We start from the raw sequence: 16,572 nt of genomic DNA on the forward strand, positions 1-16,572 counted from the left end.
CCGGCGACTATTCCAAATGGTTCCGACATCAGATCAGGGACAAGGACCTGGCGCGCGAAACCGCCGAGGCGGAAGAGGACAAGACCCTGTCGGCGCAGGATAGTCGCAAGCGGGTGCTTGACGCTGTACGCCGCCGTTACACGGCTCCGGCCACAGCCCCGGAGTGACACTCGAGAGCCAAGGCGATTAAGCTATCGCTGCATGCGAAAACTTTTTCAGTCGGACAACGCCGCCACCGCGACAATTTCGATGACGATGTCGGCTTGTGAAGCCCCTCCTCTCAGAGCTCTTGACCCTCAGCCTATCAAATCATCTATTCTGATCGGCAGATCGCGAATGCGCTTGCCGGTGGCATGATAGACGGCACTCGCCACGGCGGCAGCCGTTCCGACATTGCCGAGTTCGCCCAAGCCCTTGACGCCGGCAGGATTGACCTGGTGGTCGACTTCGGGGACTAGGATAACGTCGACCTGTTTGATGTCGGCGTTGACCGGCACGAGATAGTCCTGCAGGTCGCGATTGACGTAGCGCGCGTGTCGCTGATCGATTTCCGTGGCCTCGTGCAACGCCTGGCCGATGCCCCAGATCATGCCACCCATCAACTGGCTGCGCGCGGTGCGCGTGTTCATGATGCGCCCGGCAGCGAAGGCTCCGACAATGCGTGGCACCCGGATTTCGCGTGTATAGCTGTTGATGCGCACTTCGACGAACTCGGCGCCAAAGGCATATTTGACCGAATCTTCGTCGTTCTCTCCACCATGAAACTCCGATTGTCCGGCATAGAGTTTGCTGAGGGCTTCAGGCGAAGAACCCTTCGGCGCAAACTCGGCATATTCTTCGATGGCGCCGACCTGCATGGCCTTGAACACATCGGCCAGCTTGGCGGACTTGCCGGTCTCGGCAACGACCTCTTCGTCCTTCAAATCCAGCTTCGCATTGGCCGAACCTGCCAGCGGAGCCCCCTTGCCCGCAGCGGCGGCAAACAGTTTTTCGCGTATCGCGTCGCAGGCTTTCATGACTGCGGAGCAGACGCTGGCGGTCGAGATCGATCCGCCTGACACCGGAGCCGGCGGCAAGGCACTGTCGCCCATCTCGACGCTGATCTTGTCCATGCCAACCCCCAGCCTTTCGGCCGCCATCTGGCCGGCGATGGTGCGAACGCCGGTGCCGATTTCATGCGAGCCGCACTGGACCCGAACCTCGCCATCGGCGGTGAGACGAACCCGGGCCGCGCAAGGCGCGGCGGCTGTCGGATAGATTGCCGTCGCACAGCCCATCCCGACCAGCCAATCGCCGTCGCGCATCGAGCCGACCGTGGGATCGCGTTTCGACCAGCCAAAGGCCTCGGACGCCTGGTCATAGCACTTGATGAGTGAGCGGCTGGAAAATGGCTTGCCTCCGATCGGCTCCTTCTCCGGTTCATTGATGCGACGAAACTCGACAGGATCCATGCCGAGGGCCACGGCCATTTCGTCCATGGCGTTTTCCAGCGCGTAGACATAAGGCGTCTCCGGCGGCGATCGCATGTAGCCAGGAGTGTTGCGGTCGGCATGAACCAGCGAAACATGCGTCAGAACGGAGCCGTAATTGTACATGCGCGCGGTGGCTGACGTGCCGCCGACGACATAAGGGTCAGGGCGTGACGTCACCTCCCAGGCCTCATGTCCGAACGCCGTGATGCGGCCGTCCTTGCCGGCGCCCATGCGGATCCGATGCCGCGTTTCGGCTCGATAGGTCTGCGTACCGAAGGCTTGCATGCGATTGACGACGCAGCGAACCGGCCGGCCGATGCGCCGCGCCGCGACGGCAACGATCGCAGTGCGTGCCGTCATCGGCCCCTTGGAGCCGAAGGCGCCGCCGATATAGGGACTGACGATCCGCACATTGGCCGGATCGAGCTTCAATTGGCGTGCCAGTTCCACCTTCCAGCCCGTAACATTCTGGCTGGGCTCGTGGATCGTCAACTGGTCGCCCTGCCATATGGCTGTGGTCGAAAACAGCTCGATCGGATTATGATGCTGGGTCGGCGTCGAATACTTTTCGTCGATCTTCACCGTCGCATCCGCCCAGGCGGCGTCGAAGTCACCGGCCTTCGCATCCTCCTTGAACATCGGGCTTTTGCCGGCAGCCGGTTCCATCTTCACGCCCTTGGAATCAAAGCTGGCGCTGGGCCGTTCGTCCTCGTAGTCGGCGCGGATCAACATCGCTGCCTCCTCCGCCGCCTCGAAGCTTTCGGCGACCACCAGAGCGATGATCTGACCATCGTGAAAAACCGTCTTGTCGTGCAAAGGCCCAATCGAACTTGCGCCGGTGTTGCCGAATTTCGGCATGTCGGTCTTGTCCAGATCGCCATAAGTGACGATGTCCAGCACACCGGGTACGGCCCTGGCGTCTTTCGTGTGAAGTTCGGAAACCTTGCCCCGCGCAATGCTGCTGGTGGCAAGGGCACCGTGGGCGACGTTGGCGGTGACGATGTCGGCGGGATAGCCGGCCTGTCCGGTAACTTTTAGCCGGGCGTCAATGCGAACAACGGGATCGCCCTGGTTTTCCCTTGGAGCGGGTGCAGCTTGGTTCATGGCTCAGCCCTTCATATCCCGGGTTTCGAGCAGCGCCCGCACCAGCGTGCGCTTGCCGAGCGGTATCTTGAATGCGTTATGCTCGCGCGGTCTGGCATCGGCGAAAGCAGCCTCTGCGGCCTCCTGCGCCGTGGCTTCGTCAAGCACTTTGCCCTGTAGCGTGTCCTCTGCTTCGCGCGCACGCCACGGCACCGTCGCCAGTCCGCCGAGCGCAATGCGCGCACTCCTTACCGTCTCGCCATCCATGTCGAGCGCGACAGCCGCGGACGCCAGCGCAAACGCGTAGGATTCGCGATCGCGTATCTTCAGATAGCGCGACCGGCTGGCCCACCGTGCGAGCGGCACTTCGATGGCGGTAATAAGCTCGTCGGCGGCCAGATCCGTCTCGATGTCGGGCGTCTCGCCCGGCCGTCTATGCAGCTTGGCAAAAATGAGCGTGCGCCTTCCCCGCGAACCTTCGACATCGACGGTGGCGTCCAGCGCAACCAGCGCCTGCGCGAAATCACCATGATACGTGGCAATGCAGGCATCGCTCGTACCCAGCACGGCATGCTGGCGATTGGACCCTTCCATCGCAGCGCAGCCGGAGCCCGGTTCGCGCTTGTTGCACGGCCAAGATATCTCTCGAAAATACTCGCAGCGCGTACGTTGCAGCACATTGCCGCCCAGGCTCGCCATGTTGCGAAGCTGACCGCTGGCAGCGAATTTCAGGCTGTCGGCGAGGACCGGGCAACGGCGCCTGACATCATTGTTGTCGGCTGCTTCACCCATACGGACCAGCGCACCAAACCGGATCTTATCATCGTCTATCCTGATCTGCCGCAAGGCCGGCTCGGCAAGAGAGTTGAGGTCGAGCAGTCGCTCCGGCCGCGCGACACCGAGCTTCATGTAGTCGGCCAGATTGGTGCCGCCGGCGATGAACTGCGTGTCGGCACCGGTTGGCGGAACATGCACGGTATCGGGACGGGACGCCATGGCGATTGCCGCGGAGACGCTGGTTGGTCTTTCATATACGAATGGGTGCATCCTAAGCCCTCCTGGTCTCGTCGCGTGCCTGGACGATCGCGGCAACGATGTTGGGATAGGCCGCGCAGCGACATAGATTGCCGCTCATATATTCGCGAATATCGTCTTCCGACCCAGCATGGCCTTCGTTGATGCAACCGATGGCGGACATGATCTGACCCGGTGTGCAATAGCCGCATTGAAAGGCATCGTGGTCGACGAAGGCCTGCTGGACCGGATGCAATTCCCCTTCCGCCGAAGCCAGGCCTTCCACCGTTGTGATCTCTCGGCCCTGGTTCATGACGGCAAAGCTCAGGCAGGACAGTACCCGCTTTCCGTCGATCAGCACCGTGCAGGCACCACACTGACCGTGATCGCAACCTTTCTTGGTGCCGGTCAGGCCGACATGGTCGCGCAGCGCGTCAAGCAGGCTGGTTCGATTGTCGAGCGCGAGGTTGTAGGTCTGCTTGTTGATACGCATCGAAACCGCCGACAAATCGCGCGGTTCGGCCGGTTTTGCGGACGCGGGCTGGGCAGCTCTCGTCGGGGAATTTACAAGCGGCATCACCGCCGCCGCCGAAACAGAGGCCGTCATGAACATGCGTCTGCTCAGGCCACTGGAAGTCTTGGCATCGGACATGGCTGGCTCCGGGCTGGCTGGGTCTCAAGCGGCCCAAACCACTCGCGGAGGGCAAAGTTCCCTCCTCACGAGCCTGTGATCCTTTTTTCTGTCGGCGGGATCGACGCAATCGGAACCTCCCCGGTCAAGCGATGGTTGTGTGCCAACAGCGGGAAGGAGGCGATCATGAGCGATGGTCGGCATGGCAAGGACCGTGACAATGGACCCGTATTCTCTGCGGATCAGGCGAGACAAGGCGATATCATCCTGCGAACGCGCACGCGTCGGGTCGTCTTCATAGCCGGCTTGGTCGGCGTCGTGATCCTGGCCCTCGTCGTGAGGTTGGCAATCGGCTGAACCAATCCCCCTCGCCTTGCTGCTGCACTCTCCCCGGCCCGAAAGGCGCTAGCTTGCGCGGCGCGGCGGTGTTTGGCCATGCATCGCGATGCGCCATTGGCTACGCGACTTCTGTTGGAACCAGCGCGTCGAGTCGACGTTCAGCCCTTATTCAACAGGAGGAACAGGCCGTGCCACGAGGCGAGAAATCGAAATACACTGACAAGCAGGAGCGCAAAGCCGACCACATTGCCGAAGGCTATGAGAAGCGCGGGGTTTCCGACAAGGAGGCAGAGCGGCGCGCATGGGCTACCGTCAACAAGGACGATGGCGGCGGCAAGAAGGAAGGCGGTTCCGGCCGCGGCAAACACACGGGCCATCCAGCGGCGCACAAAGGCGGCAAAAGCGGCGGCAAGGCATCGGCATCACGGTCTGCCGCAAGCCGATCGGAATCGGCAAAGAAAGCTGCGGCGACCCGCAAGCGCAATGCGGAACACCGCGCACATTGATATGAGGCCGGCACTGAATGCGGCGGGAGCACAGGGATGAAATCGCAGCTCGTCAATGAGATCGGCGGACAACGAACATTCGTCGTGGTGCTCGACCCAGGCGAAGAAGCGTTCGCGGCACTGACCGCCTTCGCGGTCGACCAGGAGATCGGCAGCGCGTCCTTGACCGCCATAGGGGCTTTCGAGAAAGCCACGGTGGGCTGGTTCGATCCGGCCTCGAAGACCTACCGCAAGATCCCTGTCGACGAACAGTGCGAGGTTCTGAGCGCGATCGGCGATGTCGCACTGGGTGACGACGATAAGCCCAGCCTGCACGTCCATGCGGTCCTTGGATCGAGTGACGGCACCACTCGGGGTGGACATCTGCTTGACGGCATCGTTCGGCCAACGCTCGAAATCACCCTGGTGGAAGCACCCGGTCATCTACGTCGCAGCAAGCGTCCGGAGCTCGGTGTCGCACTCATCGATCTTGACGATTGATCTCCAGCCCCTCCACCCGTGCTCACGCTTTCTCGTTCCGCTCAGTTGATGCTGTGTCCGGCGGCGCTTCCCAGCCAAACACGCTGCGCCCGCCAAGCAGATGCGACTGGTCGAATTCTCCCGCGACAATTTCCTTCAGGCTGGGGCCGGTCACGTATCGTTCGACTTGCCGCGACTGATCGTCGAGCCGCCTCAAGGCACCGATTTCTTCATCGCGACCGAGCTTTGCCTTCTGCACGGCCGACTTCAGAACCCCGATCGTCTCGTCATAGACCTTCAGCGGTACCGGAAATGGATGCCTGTCCTTGCCGCCATGCGCCAGCGAGAAGCGGCCGGGATCGGAAAACCGGCAAGGCGCGCCATGCACCACCTCGGCAACGAGGGCCAGCGCGCGCACCGTACGCGCGCCGACGCCGGGGACCAGAAGGAGCTCGGCGAAATCGGTGGGACCGCGGTTCGCGGCGGCTGCGATATTGCCGTGAAGACGATGCATGACGACATCGCTTTCGCGAACATCATGGTGGGCCGGCATGACCAAATGCGGCAGCAGCGGCTGCTCCGGTTCTTGCCGGCGCGTCGGCTCCGCGCAACGCTCCAATGCTGCAAGCTCGCCCAGGATGCGATCGGGTCCGAGGTCTTGCAAAAGGTTCAGTTGCCCTTGGCGCGACGCGTCGGCGCGCCTGTCGGTCAGGTTGACGATCTCACCTTGATGGACGCCCTCGATGGCGGCATGCGGCTGCTCGACAAAACTCTTGAGGCCCTCGGAGAGCCAATGGTAGCGGCGCGCCACCTTGCTGTCACCGTTCATGCCTTGCTGCACCACGACCCAGCGACCGTCATCGGTGACGATGAAACCATGCAGGTAAAGATCGAAACCGTCCTGGACCGCGGCGCTGTCGACTTTGGCGACAAGCCGGCTGACGGTGGCAAGGCCCGCCCCGTCGAAGCCGACGCGTTGGCCGATGGCCTCCAGCTCATGCGGGGTTTTGCGCGAATGCGCGCCGCGACCACCGCAGACATGAATGCCGAGCTCGCCGGAGAGCGGCGTGAGGCCACGCTTCAAAGCGCCCACGACGCTGGTCGTGATCCCCGACGAGTGCCAATCCATGCCCATGACAGCACCAAAGGACTGGAACCAGAATGGATGCGCCAGCCGCCGCAGCAGCTCGTCTCGACCATAGTGATGAATGATCGCCTCGCACATCACAGCGCCAAGACGCGTCATGCGGTCGCCGAGCCATTTCGGCACGCGCCCGCCATGGAGTGGAAGGTCAGCACTTCCCGATCGTTGCGTCACGTCTGCTACCTGTTCTGGTGTCCGTCATTCTCTTAACAGATAGGCAGCCCAACCGCGCAAGGAAGCATGGACACTTCCACCCGGGCCGGGTTAGCGGACGTCAAGTCCAGTTCGAGAGAACCGTTTCCATCTCAACCGTCTCGACCTGCTGCGCGAAACGTTGGTGGTAAACGGTCAGCAGTGCATCATGGGTTGCGTCAGAAGAACTGCACAGCGCGTCCGTGACGAGAACCACGCGATAGCCGAAATCGATGGCCCCGAGCACGGTGGCGAGAACGCAAACATCTGTTTCGCCACCGGTAATGACCAGCGTATCGATGCCGCGCTCCACCAGAAGGGCTCTGAGGCGCCCTTCGAACCAGGGCGAATAGATGTGCTTGTCGATGATCGCCGCTGGCGGGCAGTAGCCGGCTAAAGACGGCAACAGTTCGGTCATTTCGGGCCCGATCGTCTCGATCGTCAGGGAAGCCCAGCGCTCATAATAGCGCTTCCATGTGCCGACGCCCTGCCCCGGCTTTTCGGCTGGCAGGAAGCGTGTAAAGACCGTCTGTGGCGCGCGTCTTTCGACCAGCCTCTCGATCTGCGGGAGAACCCGGGTGATCCAGGGCGTTGCCCATTGAGACGGCTCGGCAAACAGCCGCTGCATATCCACGCAGACATGCATGCATCGATCGCCGAGAGGTCCGTATGCCAGCCCCGGCATCGACATCAGCGCTTCTCCGACCGACGATGCATTTCCCTGTTTCCTCACTTTGTCGGCAAAGACACGCAACGCCGCGCGCAAGCACTGGTTCCTGAAATAGCCACAGGAACCGACGCAAATGGCTGGCGTTTCCGCTGAGATGAATGGAGGTGCTCGCATGAGACCGCGCGAGAGGCGTTGGAGCCGCAAGTCAGCCGGGGCGCCAAAATGGAACTAAGCGGAGGATGTCTCTGCGGCACGATCCGCTTCCGCGTTGGAAGCGAACCGAGAGTGCATTATTGCCATTGTGATATGTGCCGGCGAACGACCGGCAGTGCCTTCGCAGTTGTGGCCTGGGTGCCTTCCCAAAGCGTGACCTGGACCAATGCGACGCCGGCCTATCGCAGATCTTCACCGATTGCCCGGAGGGGCTTCTGCTCCGCCTGCGGATCGCCGCTCAGCCTTGCCTATGACGCATCGCCCGGAGAGATCGCGTTGCATGTCGGAACGTTCGACGATCCGGCTCGCCTGGAGCCGCGCTACAATTATGGATCGAGGCAGCGACTTGGCTGGGTTTGCTGCGGAATAGACCTGCCGCACCACGATACCGAGGAGCGATGGTGAAACCATGTCTGAAGGGCAAGCCAGATGAGCATGTTTTACCGGGCGGCCAAGATTGCCGAAGAGGTCCACGCAGCACAGCGCGACAAGACCGGGCGACCGTATATCGAGCACTGCCGCCGGGTCGTCGACGCGGTCGAAACCACGGACCAGAAGGTCGTCGCCTATCTCCATGACGTCGTGGAAAAGGGCGAAGGCTGGAACCGGACCAGGTTGGACGAGGCCGGTTTTGGCCCGACGATCGCTTCGGCCGTCGACGCCATGTCGCGCAGGGATGGCGAGGACTACTTCGCGTTCGTGCGACGAGCGGCATCGAATCCATTGGCGCTGCCGGTGAAGCGCGCGGATCTGGCGGACAATATCTGGCAAGCCCGACAGGTCGGGGCATCGACTGTCAAATATGAGGAGGCACTACGCATCCTTGATGACGAGTTTCCGCGCCGTCAGCACCAGCCTTGAATCAACTCGCCCCGCTGCGAACGGGCAATCTACTCCGGGACGTGGGGCGTGTGCCGTCTGTCCTCCGCGGGCTCAGCATCGATGCGCGCCTTTTCCGGATCGAATGCACCATGACGTGCAATGGGCCGCGCCGCGGTTTCAGGCGTCTCGTATGCCCACATGAAATCGTCAGCCGAGCTGCCCACCGCATGGACGCGCCAGTAGCTCGCGGTGCCTTTCGAAGGGGAGCGGCTGGTGGTGTTCGTCTTTTCGAAAAGGTCGAAATAGATGTCTTCGAAAGGGATGTAGAACACGGGCTCATGTCCTTCTTCCTGAAGCACTTTCGCCCGTTCCGTAGCAGCGACTATGGCGTCGGAAAATCGTACCGTCACCGTGCCGACAAACGGTACTATGGCCAGCTGGCCAGCATGGTGTGCTGAGATTGCGTCTGAAGCTTGCATTCAAATTCTCCCTGGCTGCCGATTGATTGCGAGGCCGCATTTCGGTTCGTCATGCATGGAGACGAAATGCGCGGCGATGCGTCAGGTTCCGGCCTCTACTATGAGGTCGGATGACGACCCCACTTCAGCGTTTGCCATGGCTGTCGAGAAACGCAGCCAACAATCGCGAAACCTGATCAGAAGCCTCACGCGTCGGGAAGTGTCCGATGCCATCCAGCACCACCCGCCTGTAGAACGCGGTGAAATGCTCTTCGAGCCCCTCTGAGGACTGGGCAAACACAACGCGGTCGGCGCCACCATGAAGCGTCAGGATCGGCACCGTGATGATCTTGACCGCTGCTTGCCGGCGGGCGAGTTCGGCATAGCGGGGATCGGGCTCGGCCTCTTCCCATCGGACCCGATAGGAATGCAACGTCACATCCGCCCAGTCAGGATTTTCGAACGAACTCGCGACACCATCGAAAATAGCGTCGTCGAACCAGCCTGATGGACCCCAGCTGTCCCACTGGTATCTGGCGAATTCCTTGCCGTTGTTTCGTACGAACTCGGCGCCCCGTGCCGTCGCCATGAACCATTGATACCAAAATGCTTTCGCTTGTCCGGGCGCCGGCGTTGCTGGTTTGCCTGGTTGCCAGCCGAGCGACAGCGCAGCACAGCACTTGATGCGGTCCGGGAAAACCGACGCGAGCAGATAGGATATCCGGGCGCCCCAATCGTGTCCGACGACTGCAAAGCGGCTGAGGCCAAGCGCATCGGCAAAATCCAGCACATCCTGCGCCATCGCGGCAATCTCGCCCGAGCGCATGATTTCTTTTGACAGGAACGATGTCGGCCCGAAGCCCCGCAACCAAGGCGAAAACGTCCGGAAGCCAGCTTCATGAAGGACCGGCGAAATCCGAGCGTATGTCGTCGCGTCGTCGGGCCAGCCATGCAGCAGGATAACCGGGGCGCCGTCCTGCGGTCCACCATCGAGATAGGCGACGCGCAGCAGAGGTGTGTTGCAATGTGAGACGGAGTTCATTGGCTCTGAGGCGCAATAGCTGGCTTATCATCACCAGTCGCGGACTCTGGCCTGGCGGCCTGGTCAACCTGTGGGTTCTTGTTGATGGGGCCGGTGTTGGCTTTCATCGGCTCGATATTGTTGTCGCAGGCGCCGAGCGTAAGGCCAGCGGCCAGGATCAGGAGTGAAAAGAACCTCTTCATCGAAACCTCCTCTGGTTGCTGTCCGGCAAACGAGGTTCCACCAATTTGGTTGCCTGATCGTCCTCTCAAGACGCCACGGCATCTGACGATCAACGCTTCAAGCTATTGGAATCGGCTGCAACTGTCGGATCAGGCAAAACCGGGCCACGTTCAGTCTCCGAACCCTCAGCCTCGATCTCCTGCACGGCCTGGTCCCAGTGCTCCTGCTCGCGGCCAGCCGGCCGGCCCTCTTGTTCCCAGATTTCATGGGCTCGCCGTTTGATCTTTTCTTCCCTGCTGTCCATGGCCAGATCCTCCAATTCGTCAGTCTCAATTCCGGGCCATATTTTTTGTTCCTCCTCTGTCGGGAACAGCCGCTGCCGGAGCCGCGATTTCGGGGAAGGCGCTTGTGGATTGCGTGGGACGAAACCGCTTGGTAATTTTCGTACTGATATTTTTTCGTGACACACCGATGCCCGCAGCTTTATGAATCTGGCTATCGGCCAGCGCCGAGCACGTCCCTCTCCGATCCCACTGCCCGGCGCTCAATGCCTGATCGCCCGCCGCACCGATATGGCGGGCTGTTGCTTCGATTGGAGGTGACGCCCATGCGGGAATTGCCGAAAGACATCGACGCTGATGTGGTCATCGAAATCAGCAAGCTGCTGGACGACAGCCCGCTTTTCGTCCCGGTACGGGTTCATGAACTTGCGGCCAGGGTGAGGCAGAGGGTGAAGACCGGTCTGCCGGATCTTTCGATCGAAGAACTGATCGTGGAGATGGCCTCCGTACGTCAGCTGGCCATGGCCTTCGATCTGCCTGGATCGGAGAATGTCGTGCAAATCCCGGTGCGGTATAGCCGCTAGCACTGCGGCATCACACGCTCCATCCGGAGGTCAGGACAAGCGATGCCTCAAACATCTGCGCACCGACCTCATCGCGTACTTTGACGGTTACCTTGACGAAATCGCAGTCGGGCATTTCGTCTTGGGCAACATCCTGCAAAATACGAATTGCTTCCGCTCTGGCTTGTTCCCGGGATTCGAACAGCTGCCCGTTATCATCGGGTATCGCGCCGTCACCGTTTTGAAGATCGAAATAATACCGCTTCATTTTCGGGCCACGCTGGAAACATCTGGCGGGTCAATGATTTCGGTTCATTGGTGGTTCCTGCACGCTCGGCGGCCGTGCTGGTGAAGACGTGGTCGTTCAACGCACCGCAGCGCGAAGCGCCGATAGGAAAAGCACAAGCAACGCCAAGGCGTTGAGGCCGGCGGCGATGGCATGCGAATACTCCCATTGCCGCCGCAGCAGCTCCCAGTTTTCAGGCAGGACAGTCCAGTTCCGGGTCGCCTGATTGATTGGATAGGTCAGCGTCCAGAAGGCAAATTGCGTGGCGCCGATGCTGAGAAAGGCGACAACAACCAAGCCGAAAGATGCACTCGCTCGGTAGAGCAGGATCGCCAGGGCGGCCGTAGAGAGCAATGCTCCCAGCACTACGATGCCGAACAGGCTCCATCCATCATAGGCGCGTTGCGCAGCCAGATAGTTCGGCCCGTCGAGCTTCATCTTGTTGAACATCGTGAAGAAATGCGCGGCGGCCGGAACGAAAGCCAATACAACGAAAATGAAGCTGACCACTCTCAGACTATAAATTGCCATATCCGGTCTCCTCTCAGGAGAGAGCTAGGGCAATCGGCAGAGTTGAAAAGGTCGTTTTAGCGGCGGCTTTCGCCCGCGATCGTATGATCTCAAGCGAGGTCGTTTTTTAGCCCTCACTCAACTATCTCGGAACATTTTTTTTGGGTGCTGGTTCTACGCACTGAAGGGACGAATCTTACCCAGGGAGATTTCCCCATGAAACATGTTCTCATTACCAGCATGCTGGCGATCGGGCTCGGCTGTGGAACGGCGATGGCTCAGACACAACAGCCCGAAAGCCAGTCTGGCGCAGACGCCAATTGCGCTTCCGGGCAAGCTGGCTGCCAGAATGGTTCCAAGATGGGCGAGCAGGCTCAGGACAAGACCAAGCTGAAGACTGACGAGCAGGCACAGGGCAAGGCCGGCACCACCACCGACCAGCAGGCTCAGGACAAGACCAAGCTGAAGACCGACGAGCAGGCTCAGGGCAAGGCCGGCACAACCGATCAGCAGGCCCAGGACAAGACCAAGCTGAAGACTGACGAGCAGGCTCAGGGCAAGGCCGGCACCACCACCGACCAGCAGGCTCAGGACAAGGCCAAGATGCAAACCGACGAGCAGGCTCAAGGCAAGGCCGGCACCACCACCGACCAGCAGGCTCAGGACAAGACCAAGACGCAAACCGACGAGCAGGTCCAGGGCAAGGCCTCGACGCAGGATACGACGTCGACCGGTTCCATCAACAACGTGACGGTGGAGCAGAAAACCGAAGTCACCCAGATCATCCGGGAGACGAAAGTGGAGCCTGTGTCCAACGTCGATTTTGACATCACCGTCGGCGTCGAAGTTCCGCGGCAAAAGGTCAGGCTGCATCGTTTGCCGGCTCGTATCGTCAAGATCGTTCCCGCTTACGAAAGCTACGAGTATTTCGTGCTTGCGGACGGCCGGATCGTGATCGTTGATCCGGATACGTTCAAGATCGTCCTGATTTTGACCTGATATGTCCGAGCAGTGGTCCGCCCTCCAGAGGGCGGACCGCCATTGCTGGGCTGCTATGGATTCAAAGCAACCCGCAAAAGGGACTGCAAGCGGCAGGTGATACACCCTGCCACCGCATCGCGAGGGCTAGAGACGCCCGAGCACGACCAGGATAATGACTATAAGCAGCAGAAGACCGAGGCCGCCGCCGCCGTAATAGCCGGTGCCGTAGAATGGCCCGCCGCCAAGCCCACTAAAACCGCCAAGCAATGCAATGATCAGAATGATGATAAGAATTGTGCCGAGACCCGTGACTTGCTCTCCTGTTTGCGGCTTCGCGCCTTAGAGGGAGCGGCGGTCGCCGGCTGATGTGATTATGAACTCGCTACAAGCCTTCCTGTTCCCGACTGAGACCGCATCGACGCTGCCAGGTTCAAGGATGTCAGGCGAACAAAGGTCACCCCGAGACGCCCAAGTAGCCCCGGTCTTTCAGCAATCCAGCGAGATGGGCGGCGTTTGATGCTGCCATTTCGATCGCACCCGAGACCTTTTCCGGAGTCGCCGGCAGATCGACATAGTTAACCTCCTGCATGGCCTCGCCGACCCAGTAGACCCCGCCATTGGCCGGGATGGTGAAGCCAACATCGTTCAGTGCCTGAAAGCATTCCGCCTGGCAGTGATGCGCACCGTCCTCATTGCCGACGATGGCCACCAAGGCCACCTTTCCTGCTGCCGGCATGCGCCCTTTGTCATCGGTCTCCTCGAGAAACGCATCCATCCGCTCCAGGACGCGCTTGGCCACACTCGAGGGCTGGCCAAGCCAGATCGGGAGGCCGAGTACGAAAATGTCGGCCGCCAGTATTTTTTCTCTGAGTTTCGGCCAATCGTCGCCCTCGCCCATGTCGGAGAGCACGCCGGGCTTGATATCGTGACTGAGCGCACGCACGATCTCGCCCTTCACCTCGTATTGCATCAGCGCCGCCAGGACATCGGCGAGCAACCGATCGGTGGAGGATTTTTCCCTGTCGTTCGAAGCTTTGAGCGAGCAATTGAGTGCGAAGGCCGTAAGCGGCATCTGGATCTCCCTGCATTGTCCTAATTGCAAATCGCCGCGACGACGTCGCGACAGCCCATTCGCCCGTTGCGGGAGCGCCCGGCATTTAACGCCAGGGTTGAATGCTTGTTCCGCCAAGCGGACCAACAGGCCGGGGGCGAGACGGCCCCCTCCTCCCACTTGGTGACGGTCCAGCCGGCTCACAGGGGCACTGACCACTACTGGAGGACAGACAGCGATGAGCGATTCCGACGCAGGCTGTCTGGCGCAAAGAACCTGCAAGGTCACATGATCGCCAACTGCGGCGAATTCCTGCCGATCGAGGCACCGGCAGAATTCGTCAAGGCGCTGGCGGAATTTGCACCGAGATAGGTGAAGCGATCCGCGTTTATGCAGGTGCCTACTGGCTCGCGGAAGTTACGCGCCAGACCGTGTTTCCGACATCGTCGGCGATCAGCAACGCGCCCGATTTGTCGACGGCAACACCGACCGGCCGCCCGTGCGCCTTGTTGTCCTTGTCGAGGAAACCGGTGACGACATCCTGCGGCTTGCCGTCTGGATGACCGTCCTTGAACGGCACGAAAACGACCTTGTAGCCGTTGAAGCTCTTGCGGTTCCAGCTGCCATGCTCGCCAACAAAGGCGCCGTTGCGATACAGGTCCGGCAGGTTGGTTCCAGTGTAGAACGCCAAGCCCAGAGGTGCGACGTGGGAACTCAAGGCATAATCGGGAGGGATCGCCTTGGCGACCAGGTCCGGCCGCTGCGGCATCACGCGCGGGTCGACATGCTGACCATAGTAGCTGTACGGCCAACCATAGAACGCGCCGTCCTTGACCGAGGTCATGTAGTCGGGAACCAGGTTAGGACCGAGCTCGTCGCGCTCGTTGATAACAGCCCACAGCGCGCCGCTCTGCGGCTCCCAGCTCAGTCCGTTGGGGTTGCGCAGGCCGCTCGCGAAAACACGATAACGGCCAGTGGCCCTGTCGACTTCCCAGATGGCGGCCCGGTCCTTTTCCGCCTGGATGCCGTTCTCGGTGATGTTGCTGTTGGATCCGATGCCGACATAAAGCAGAGACCCGTCGCGGCTGGCCACGAGAGACTTTGTCCAGTGGTGATCGATAGGCCCGCCGGGCAACGGCGTCAGCACGGTGCCCGGGGCGGTGATCTTGGTGTCGCCCGACGTGTAGGGGTACCGCACGATGGCGTCGGTGTTGGCGACGTAGAGATCGTTGCCGACCAGCGCCACACCAAAGGGCGAATTGAGATGATCGAGAAAAACCTCCTGGACATCGGGCACACCATCGCCGTTGGTATCGCGCAGCAGAGTGATACGGTTGCTTCCTTCGGTGCCGCCGCCCGACGTCGCCATGGACTCGATCCAGCCCATGACCAGGTCTTTCGGCCGCTTGATCGCTGCACCGGGCGGCGCCACGGATTCGACCACCAGAACGTCACCATTCGGCAATGTGTAAAGCGAGCGCGGATGCTTCAAGCCCTTGGCGAAGGCCTGGATTTGCAAACCCTTGGCGACCGTCGGCCTTTCCTCCTGTTTCCAACCGATGACCGACGCGACATGCATCGGCGGCACCAGATACTGGATCGGTTCAGGCAGCGTCGGGTTCGCTCCGACCTGATCGGTGGGATCCGGTTCGTTGTCGCTGCATGCGGGCAGCACCAAAATCGATCCGCACAGCAGACCGAGGCTGGCGATACGCGGGATATGTCTGGCGGAGACATTCATTCGACCACCTCCACCTGAGTGCGGCCGGAACTCCATCCCAGCAGGCCCACCAAGAGAATAACGATCACGGCGGCGGCGGACAGGATGAGCCCCGTCGGCACGACCGAGGTCCAGGCATCCCGGCTGTGCACCAGTGCGTTGAAGAGCGACATGACGAGCACGATGAGGCTGCCGAGGAGATATGGCCATACGCGCCCGGCTTCACCGGAAAGCCGGTCGGTAAACAAATCGACCAGTGCTGCAAGAACCGCGAGCACGCCTACAAGCAGGCCGGCAAGCAGCAGCCAGGCGGAGAAATCGGCCCACATCATTTCAGCGCTTTGCCAATAGGCAGCGTCGGTCAGCAATGTGCCGACGAAACACGCATTTGCGACTGCCATCGGCGTTTTATGCAACGGACGCCTGGCGGCCACCAATACGGATCGGGCACGGGCCATGGACATTCTCCACCTTTGAAGCTGTACCTGTCCTCCAAACCAACTTGTGGTTAGGAGGTTCCCGGAACCGTTTGCGTTCAAGAACTCGTGATGGCGCTGGCGATGTCTCAGAACGGCTCGGCGTCCGATCCTCCTGCGGAGTTAGCGCAATGTCCGCAAGGTGATCGAGTATCGATGCAGGTCAACTGGCGGAATGCTGTGCTCCCATTCAGTGCGCGATCGTCCAGTCATGAGATACGCCGACCTTGGTTCGACGACGATGGTCCGGCGATCCCACTTGGCGCCATTCTTCCGCCGGAGCCGGAAGCTGCAAGGCGCCAGCAACGAAACACCCGCAACGTCTTCGAAATGAGGCTTGTCTCGATGCCAGCCGATGCCGGCGCCGGGCCGGTATTCATTGATCAACACTTGCGCGAAGGCCTCGGCGGGCTTGCCTGCCAACGCCGCGATCTGGTCGCGCAGGGCCAACAGGAAGTCAGGGATCGGCGGGGCCTCGACTACCTGGCGCCTATCGT

General features: G+C 60.9%; 22 protein-coding genes. 6 read left to right on the forward strand and 16 right to left on the reverse strand.

What is annotated here, in order from left to right:
* Window positions 1-296: 296 nt before the first annotated feature.
* Genes EN984_RS02880 through EN984_RS02890 form a run of 3 tightly spaced genes read right to left on the reverse strand, consistent with a single transcriptional unit; the run spans window position 297 to window position 4,221 of the window.
* Window positions 297-2,576 (reverse strand): xanthine dehydrogenase family protein molybdopterin-binding subunit, encoded by a 2,280-nt coding sequence (locus EN984_RS02880; protein WP_127267535.1) that lies wholly within the window; start codon window positions 2,574-2,576, stop codon window positions 297-299.
* A 3-nt stretch (window positions 2,577-2,579) separates the two neighbouring features.
* A complete protein-coding gene (locus EN984_RS02885; RefSeq protein ID WP_127267536.1) occupies window positions 2,580-3,602 on the reverse strand; it encodes a xanthine dehydrogenase family protein subunit M in 1,023 nt (340 codons plus the stop codon).
* Window position 3,603: 1 nt separating this feature from the next.
* Window positions 3,604-4,221 carry a (2Fe-2S)-binding protein gene (locus EN984_RS02890; RefSeq protein ID WP_127267537.1) on the reverse strand — a complete coding sequence of 206 codons (618 nt, stop codon included), beginning with the start codon at window positions 4,219-4,221 and terminating at the stop codon, window positions 3,604-3,606.
* A 165-nt stretch (window positions 4,222-4,386) separates the two neighbouring features.
* On the opposite strand from EN984_RS02890, the gene EN984_RS02895 reads away from it, so the two are divergent.
* The 3 genes from EN984_RS02895 to EN984_RS02905 all read left to right on the forward strand — a co-directional run bounded on the left by EN984_RS02895 (window position 4,387) and on the right by EN984_RS02905 (window position 5,525).
* Entirely contained in the window at window positions 4,387-4,557 is a 171-nt protein-coding gene (locus tag EN984_RS02895; protein WP_127267538.1) for a hypothetical protein, read from the forward strand.
* Between the two features lie 170 nt (window positions 4,558-4,727).
* Window positions 4,728-5,045 carry a plasmid stabilization protein gene (locus EN984_RS02900; protein WP_127267539.1) on the forward strand — a complete coding sequence of 106 codons (318 nt, stop codon included), beginning with the start codon at window positions 4,728-4,730 and terminating at the stop codon, window positions 5,043-5,045.
* A 36-nt stretch (window positions 5,046-5,081) separates the two neighbouring features.
* Window positions 5,082-5,525 carry a PPC domain-containing DNA-binding protein gene (locus EN984_RS02905; protein WP_127267540.1) on the forward strand — a complete coding sequence of 148 codons (444 nt, stop codon included), beginning with the start codon at window positions 5,082-5,084 and terminating at the stop codon, window positions 5,523-5,525.
* A gap of 22 nt (window positions 5,526-5,547) precedes the next feature.
* Here the strand turns inward: EN984_RS02905 and EN984_RS02910 are convergent, their stop codons facing one another.
* A complete protein-coding gene (locus EN984_RS02910) occupies window positions 5,548-6,822 on the reverse strand; it encodes a DUF763 domain-containing protein (RefSeq protein ID WP_127267541.1) in 1,275 nt (424 codons plus the stop codon).
* A 100-nt stretch (window positions 6,823-6,922) separates the two neighbouring features.
* On the reverse strand, window positions 6,923-7,531 hold the full coding sequence (locus tag EN984_RS02915) for a cysteine hydrolase (RefSeq protein ID WP_127267549.1): 609 nt from the start codon (window positions 7,529-7,531) through the stop codon (window positions 6,923-6,925).
* A 621-nt stretch (window positions 7,532-8,152) separates the two neighbouring features.
* On the opposite strand from EN984_RS02915, the gene EN984_RS02925 reads away from it, so the two are divergent.
* Window positions 8,153-8,584, forward strand: coding sequence for an HD domain-containing protein (locus EN984_RS02925; RefSeq protein WP_127267543.1), 432 nt, complete (start codon window positions 8,153-8,155; stop codon window positions 8,582-8,584).
* Window positions 8,585-8,613: 29 nt separating this feature from the next.
* Here EN984_RS02925 and EN984_RS02930 read toward each other — a convergent pair whose 3' ends face one another.
* The 4 genes from EN984_RS02930 to EN984_RS02945 all read right to left on the reverse strand — a co-directional run bounded on the left by EN984_RS02930 (window position 8,614) and on the right by EN984_RS02945 (window position 10,526).
* Window positions 8,614-9,024, reverse strand: coding sequence for a DUF427 domain-containing protein (locus EN984_RS02930; RefSeq protein ID WP_127267544.1), 411 nt, complete (start codon window positions 9,022-9,024; stop codon window positions 8,614-8,616).
* Between the two features lie 124 nt (window positions 9,025-9,148).
* Entirely contained in the window at window positions 9,149-10,045 is an 897-nt protein-coding gene (locus EN984_RS02935; protein ID WP_127383623.1) for an alpha/beta hydrolase, read from the reverse strand.
* Entirely contained in the window at window positions 10,042-10,227 is a 186-nt protein-coding gene (locus EN984_RS02940; RefSeq protein ID WP_127267546.1) for a hypothetical protein, read from the reverse strand. Before EN984_RS02940 ends, EN984_RS02935 begins: the two co-directional genes overlap by 4 nt.
* 89 nt (window positions 10,228-10,316) lie before the next feature.
* Complete coding sequence (locus EN984_RS02945; RefSeq protein ID WP_236383395.1) at window positions 10,317-10,526, reverse strand: DUF2934 domain-containing protein; 210 nt, start codon at window positions 10,524-10,526, stop codon at window positions 10,317-10,319.
* Window positions 10,527-10,814: 288 nt separating this feature from the next.
* Here EN984_RS02945 and EN984_RS02950 point away from each other — a divergent pair, with 288 nt between their 5' ends.
* Window positions 10,815-11,072, forward strand: a complete 258-nt coding sequence (locus EN984_RS02950) for a hypothetical protein (RefSeq protein WP_127267547.1) — start codon at window positions 10,815-10,817, stop codon at window positions 11,070-11,072.
* 10 nt (window positions 11,073-11,082) lie between these two features.
* On the opposite strand, the gene EN984_RS02955 is transcribed toward EN984_RS02950, so the two are convergent.
* Both EN984_RS02955 and EN984_RS02960 read right to left on the reverse strand, forming a co-directional pair.
* Window positions 11,083-11,319, reverse strand: a complete 237-nt coding sequence (locus EN984_RS02955; RefSeq protein ID WP_127267548.1) for a hypothetical protein — start codon at window positions 11,317-11,319, stop codon at window positions 11,083-11,085.
* A 96-nt stretch (window positions 11,320-11,415) separates the two neighbouring features.
* Window positions 11,416-11,868: a hypothetical protein gene (locus EN984_RS02960; protein WP_127272420.1), complete on the reverse strand. Its 453-nt coding sequence runs from the start codon at window positions 11,866-11,868 to the stop codon at window positions 11,416-11,418.
* A gap of 195 nt (window positions 11,869-12,063) precedes the next feature.
* Between EN984_RS02960 and EN984_RS02965 the strand changes: the two genes are divergently transcribed.
* Window positions 12,064-12,846, forward strand: coding sequence for a DUF1236 domain-containing protein (locus tag EN984_RS02965; RefSeq protein ID WP_127272419.1), 783 nt, complete (start codon window positions 12,064-12,066; stop codon window positions 12,844-12,846).
* A gap of 126 nt (window positions 12,847-12,972) precedes the next feature.
* Here EN984_RS02965 and EN984_RS02970 read toward each other — a convergent pair whose 3' ends face one another.
* The 5 genes from EN984_RS02970 to EN984_RS02995 form a co-directional block, all read right to left on the reverse strand.
* The gene (locus tag EN984_RS02970; protein WP_127267413.1) at window positions 12,973-13,122 is read right to left on the reverse strand and encodes a DUF3309 family protein; all 150 of its coding nucleotides are present in this window, start codon (window positions 13,120-13,122) and stop codon (window positions 12,973-12,975) included.
* Window positions 13,123-13,282: 160 nt separating this feature from the next.
* Window positions 13,283-13,900: an NAD(P)H-dependent oxidoreductase gene (locus EN984_RS02975; protein ID WP_127267424.1), complete on the reverse strand. Its 618-nt coding sequence runs from the start codon at window positions 13,898-13,900 to the stop codon at window positions 13,283-13,285.
* 379 nt (window positions 13,901-14,279) lie between these two features.
* The gene (locus EN984_RS02985) at window positions 14,280-15,620 is read right to left on the reverse strand and encodes a sorbosone dehydrogenase family protein (RefSeq protein WP_127267414.1); all 1,341 of its coding nucleotides are present in this window, start codon (window positions 15,618-15,620) and stop codon (window positions 14,280-14,282) included.
* Window positions 15,617-16,057, reverse strand: coding sequence for a DUF2231 domain-containing protein (locus EN984_RS02990; RefSeq protein WP_127267415.1), 441 nt, complete (start codon window positions 16,055-16,057; stop codon window positions 15,617-15,619). The genes EN984_RS02985 and EN984_RS02990 overlap by 4 nt, the downstream gene beginning before the upstream one ends.
* 141 nt (window positions 16,058-16,198) lie before the next feature.
* On the reverse strand, window positions 16,199-16,525 hold the full coding sequence (locus EN984_RS02995; protein ID WP_127273615.1) for an alpha-ketoglutarate-dependent dioxygenase AlkB: 327 nt from the start codon (window positions 16,523-16,525) through the stop codon (window positions 16,199-16,201).
* Between the last annotated feature and the right edge of the window lie 47 nt (window positions 16,526-16,572).

The sequence above is a fragment of the Mesorhizobium sp. M7A.F.Ca.CA.004.12.1.1 genome, assembly GCF_003997835.1.
Classification (GTDB): Bacteria; Pseudomonadota; Alphaproteobacteria; order Rhizobiales; family Rhizobiaceae; genus Mesorhizobium.

What these genes read in the sequence shown, in the direction of transcription:
- EN984_RS02880 (WP_127267535.1), bottom strand. Translation starts at nt 2,576, where the DNA reads ATGAACCAAGCTGCACCCGCTCCAAGGGAAAACCAGGGCGATCCCGTT.
- EN984_RS02885 (WP_127267536.1), bottom strand. Translation starts at nt 3,602, where the DNA reads ATGCACCCATTCGTATATGAAAGACCAACCAGCGTCTCCGCGGCAATC.
- EN984_RS02890 (WP_127267537.1), bottom strand. Translation starts at nt 4,221, where the DNA reads ATGTCCGATGCCAAGACTTCCAGTGGCCTGAGCAGACGCATGTTCATG.
- EN984_RS02895 (WP_127267538.1), top strand. Translation starts at nt 4,387, where the DNA reads ATGAGCGATGGTCGGCATGGCAAGGACCGTGACAATGGACCCGTATTC.
- EN984_RS02905 (WP_127267540.1), top strand. Translation starts at nt 5,082, where the DNA reads ATGAAATCGCAGCTCGTCAATGAGATCGGCGGACAACGAACATTCGTC.
- EN984_RS02915 (WP_127267549.1), bottom strand. Translation starts at nt 7,531, where the DNA reads ATGTCGATGCCGGGGCTGGCATACGGACCTCTCGGCGATCGATGCATG.
- EN984_RS02925 (WP_127267543.1), top strand. Translation starts at nt 8,153, where the DNA reads ATGAGCATGTTTTACCGGGCGGCCAAGATTGCCGAAGAGGTCCACGCA.
- EN984_RS02930 (WP_127267544.1), bottom strand. Translation starts at nt 9,024, where the DNA reads ATGCAAGCTTCAGACGCAATCTCAGCACACCATGCTGGCCAGCTGGCC.
- EN984_RS02935 (WP_127383623.1), bottom strand. Translation starts at nt 10,045, where the DNA reads ATGAACTCCGTCTCACATTGCAACACACCTCTGCTGCGCGTCGCCTAT.
- EN984_RS02940 (WP_127267546.1), bottom strand. Translation starts at nt 10,227, where the DNA reads ATGAAGAGGTTCTTTTCACTCCTGATCCTGGCCGCTGGCCTTACGCTC.
- EN984_RS02950 (WP_127267547.1), top strand. Translation starts at nt 10,815, where the DNA reads ATGCGGGAATTGCCGAAAGACATCGACGCTGATGTGGTCATCGAAATC.
- EN984_RS02955 (WP_127267548.1), bottom strand. Translation starts at nt 11,319, where the DNA reads ATGAAGCGGTATTATTTCGATCTTCAAAACGGTGACGGCGCGATACCC.
- EN984_RS02960 (WP_127272420.1), bottom strand. Translation starts at nt 11,868, where the DNA reads ATGGCAATTTATAGTCTGAGAGTGGTCAGCTTCATTTTCGTTGTATTG.
- EN984_RS02965 (WP_127272419.1), top strand. Translation starts at nt 12,064, where the DNA reads ATGAAACATGTTCTCATTACCAGCATGCTGGCGATCGGGCTCGGCTGT.
- EN984_RS02975 (WP_127267424.1), bottom strand. Translation starts at nt 13,900, where the DNA reads ATGCCGCTTACGGCCTTCGCACTCAATTGCTCGCTCAAAGCTTCGAAC.
- EN984_RS02985 (WP_127267414.1), bottom strand. Translation starts at nt 15,620, where the DNA reads ATGAATGTCTCCGCCAGACATATCCCGCGTATCGCCAGCCTCGGTCTG.
- EN984_RS02990 (WP_127267415.1), bottom strand. Translation starts at nt 16,057, where the DNA reads ATGGCCCGTGCCCGATCCGTATTGGTGGCCGCCAGGCGTCCGTTGCAT.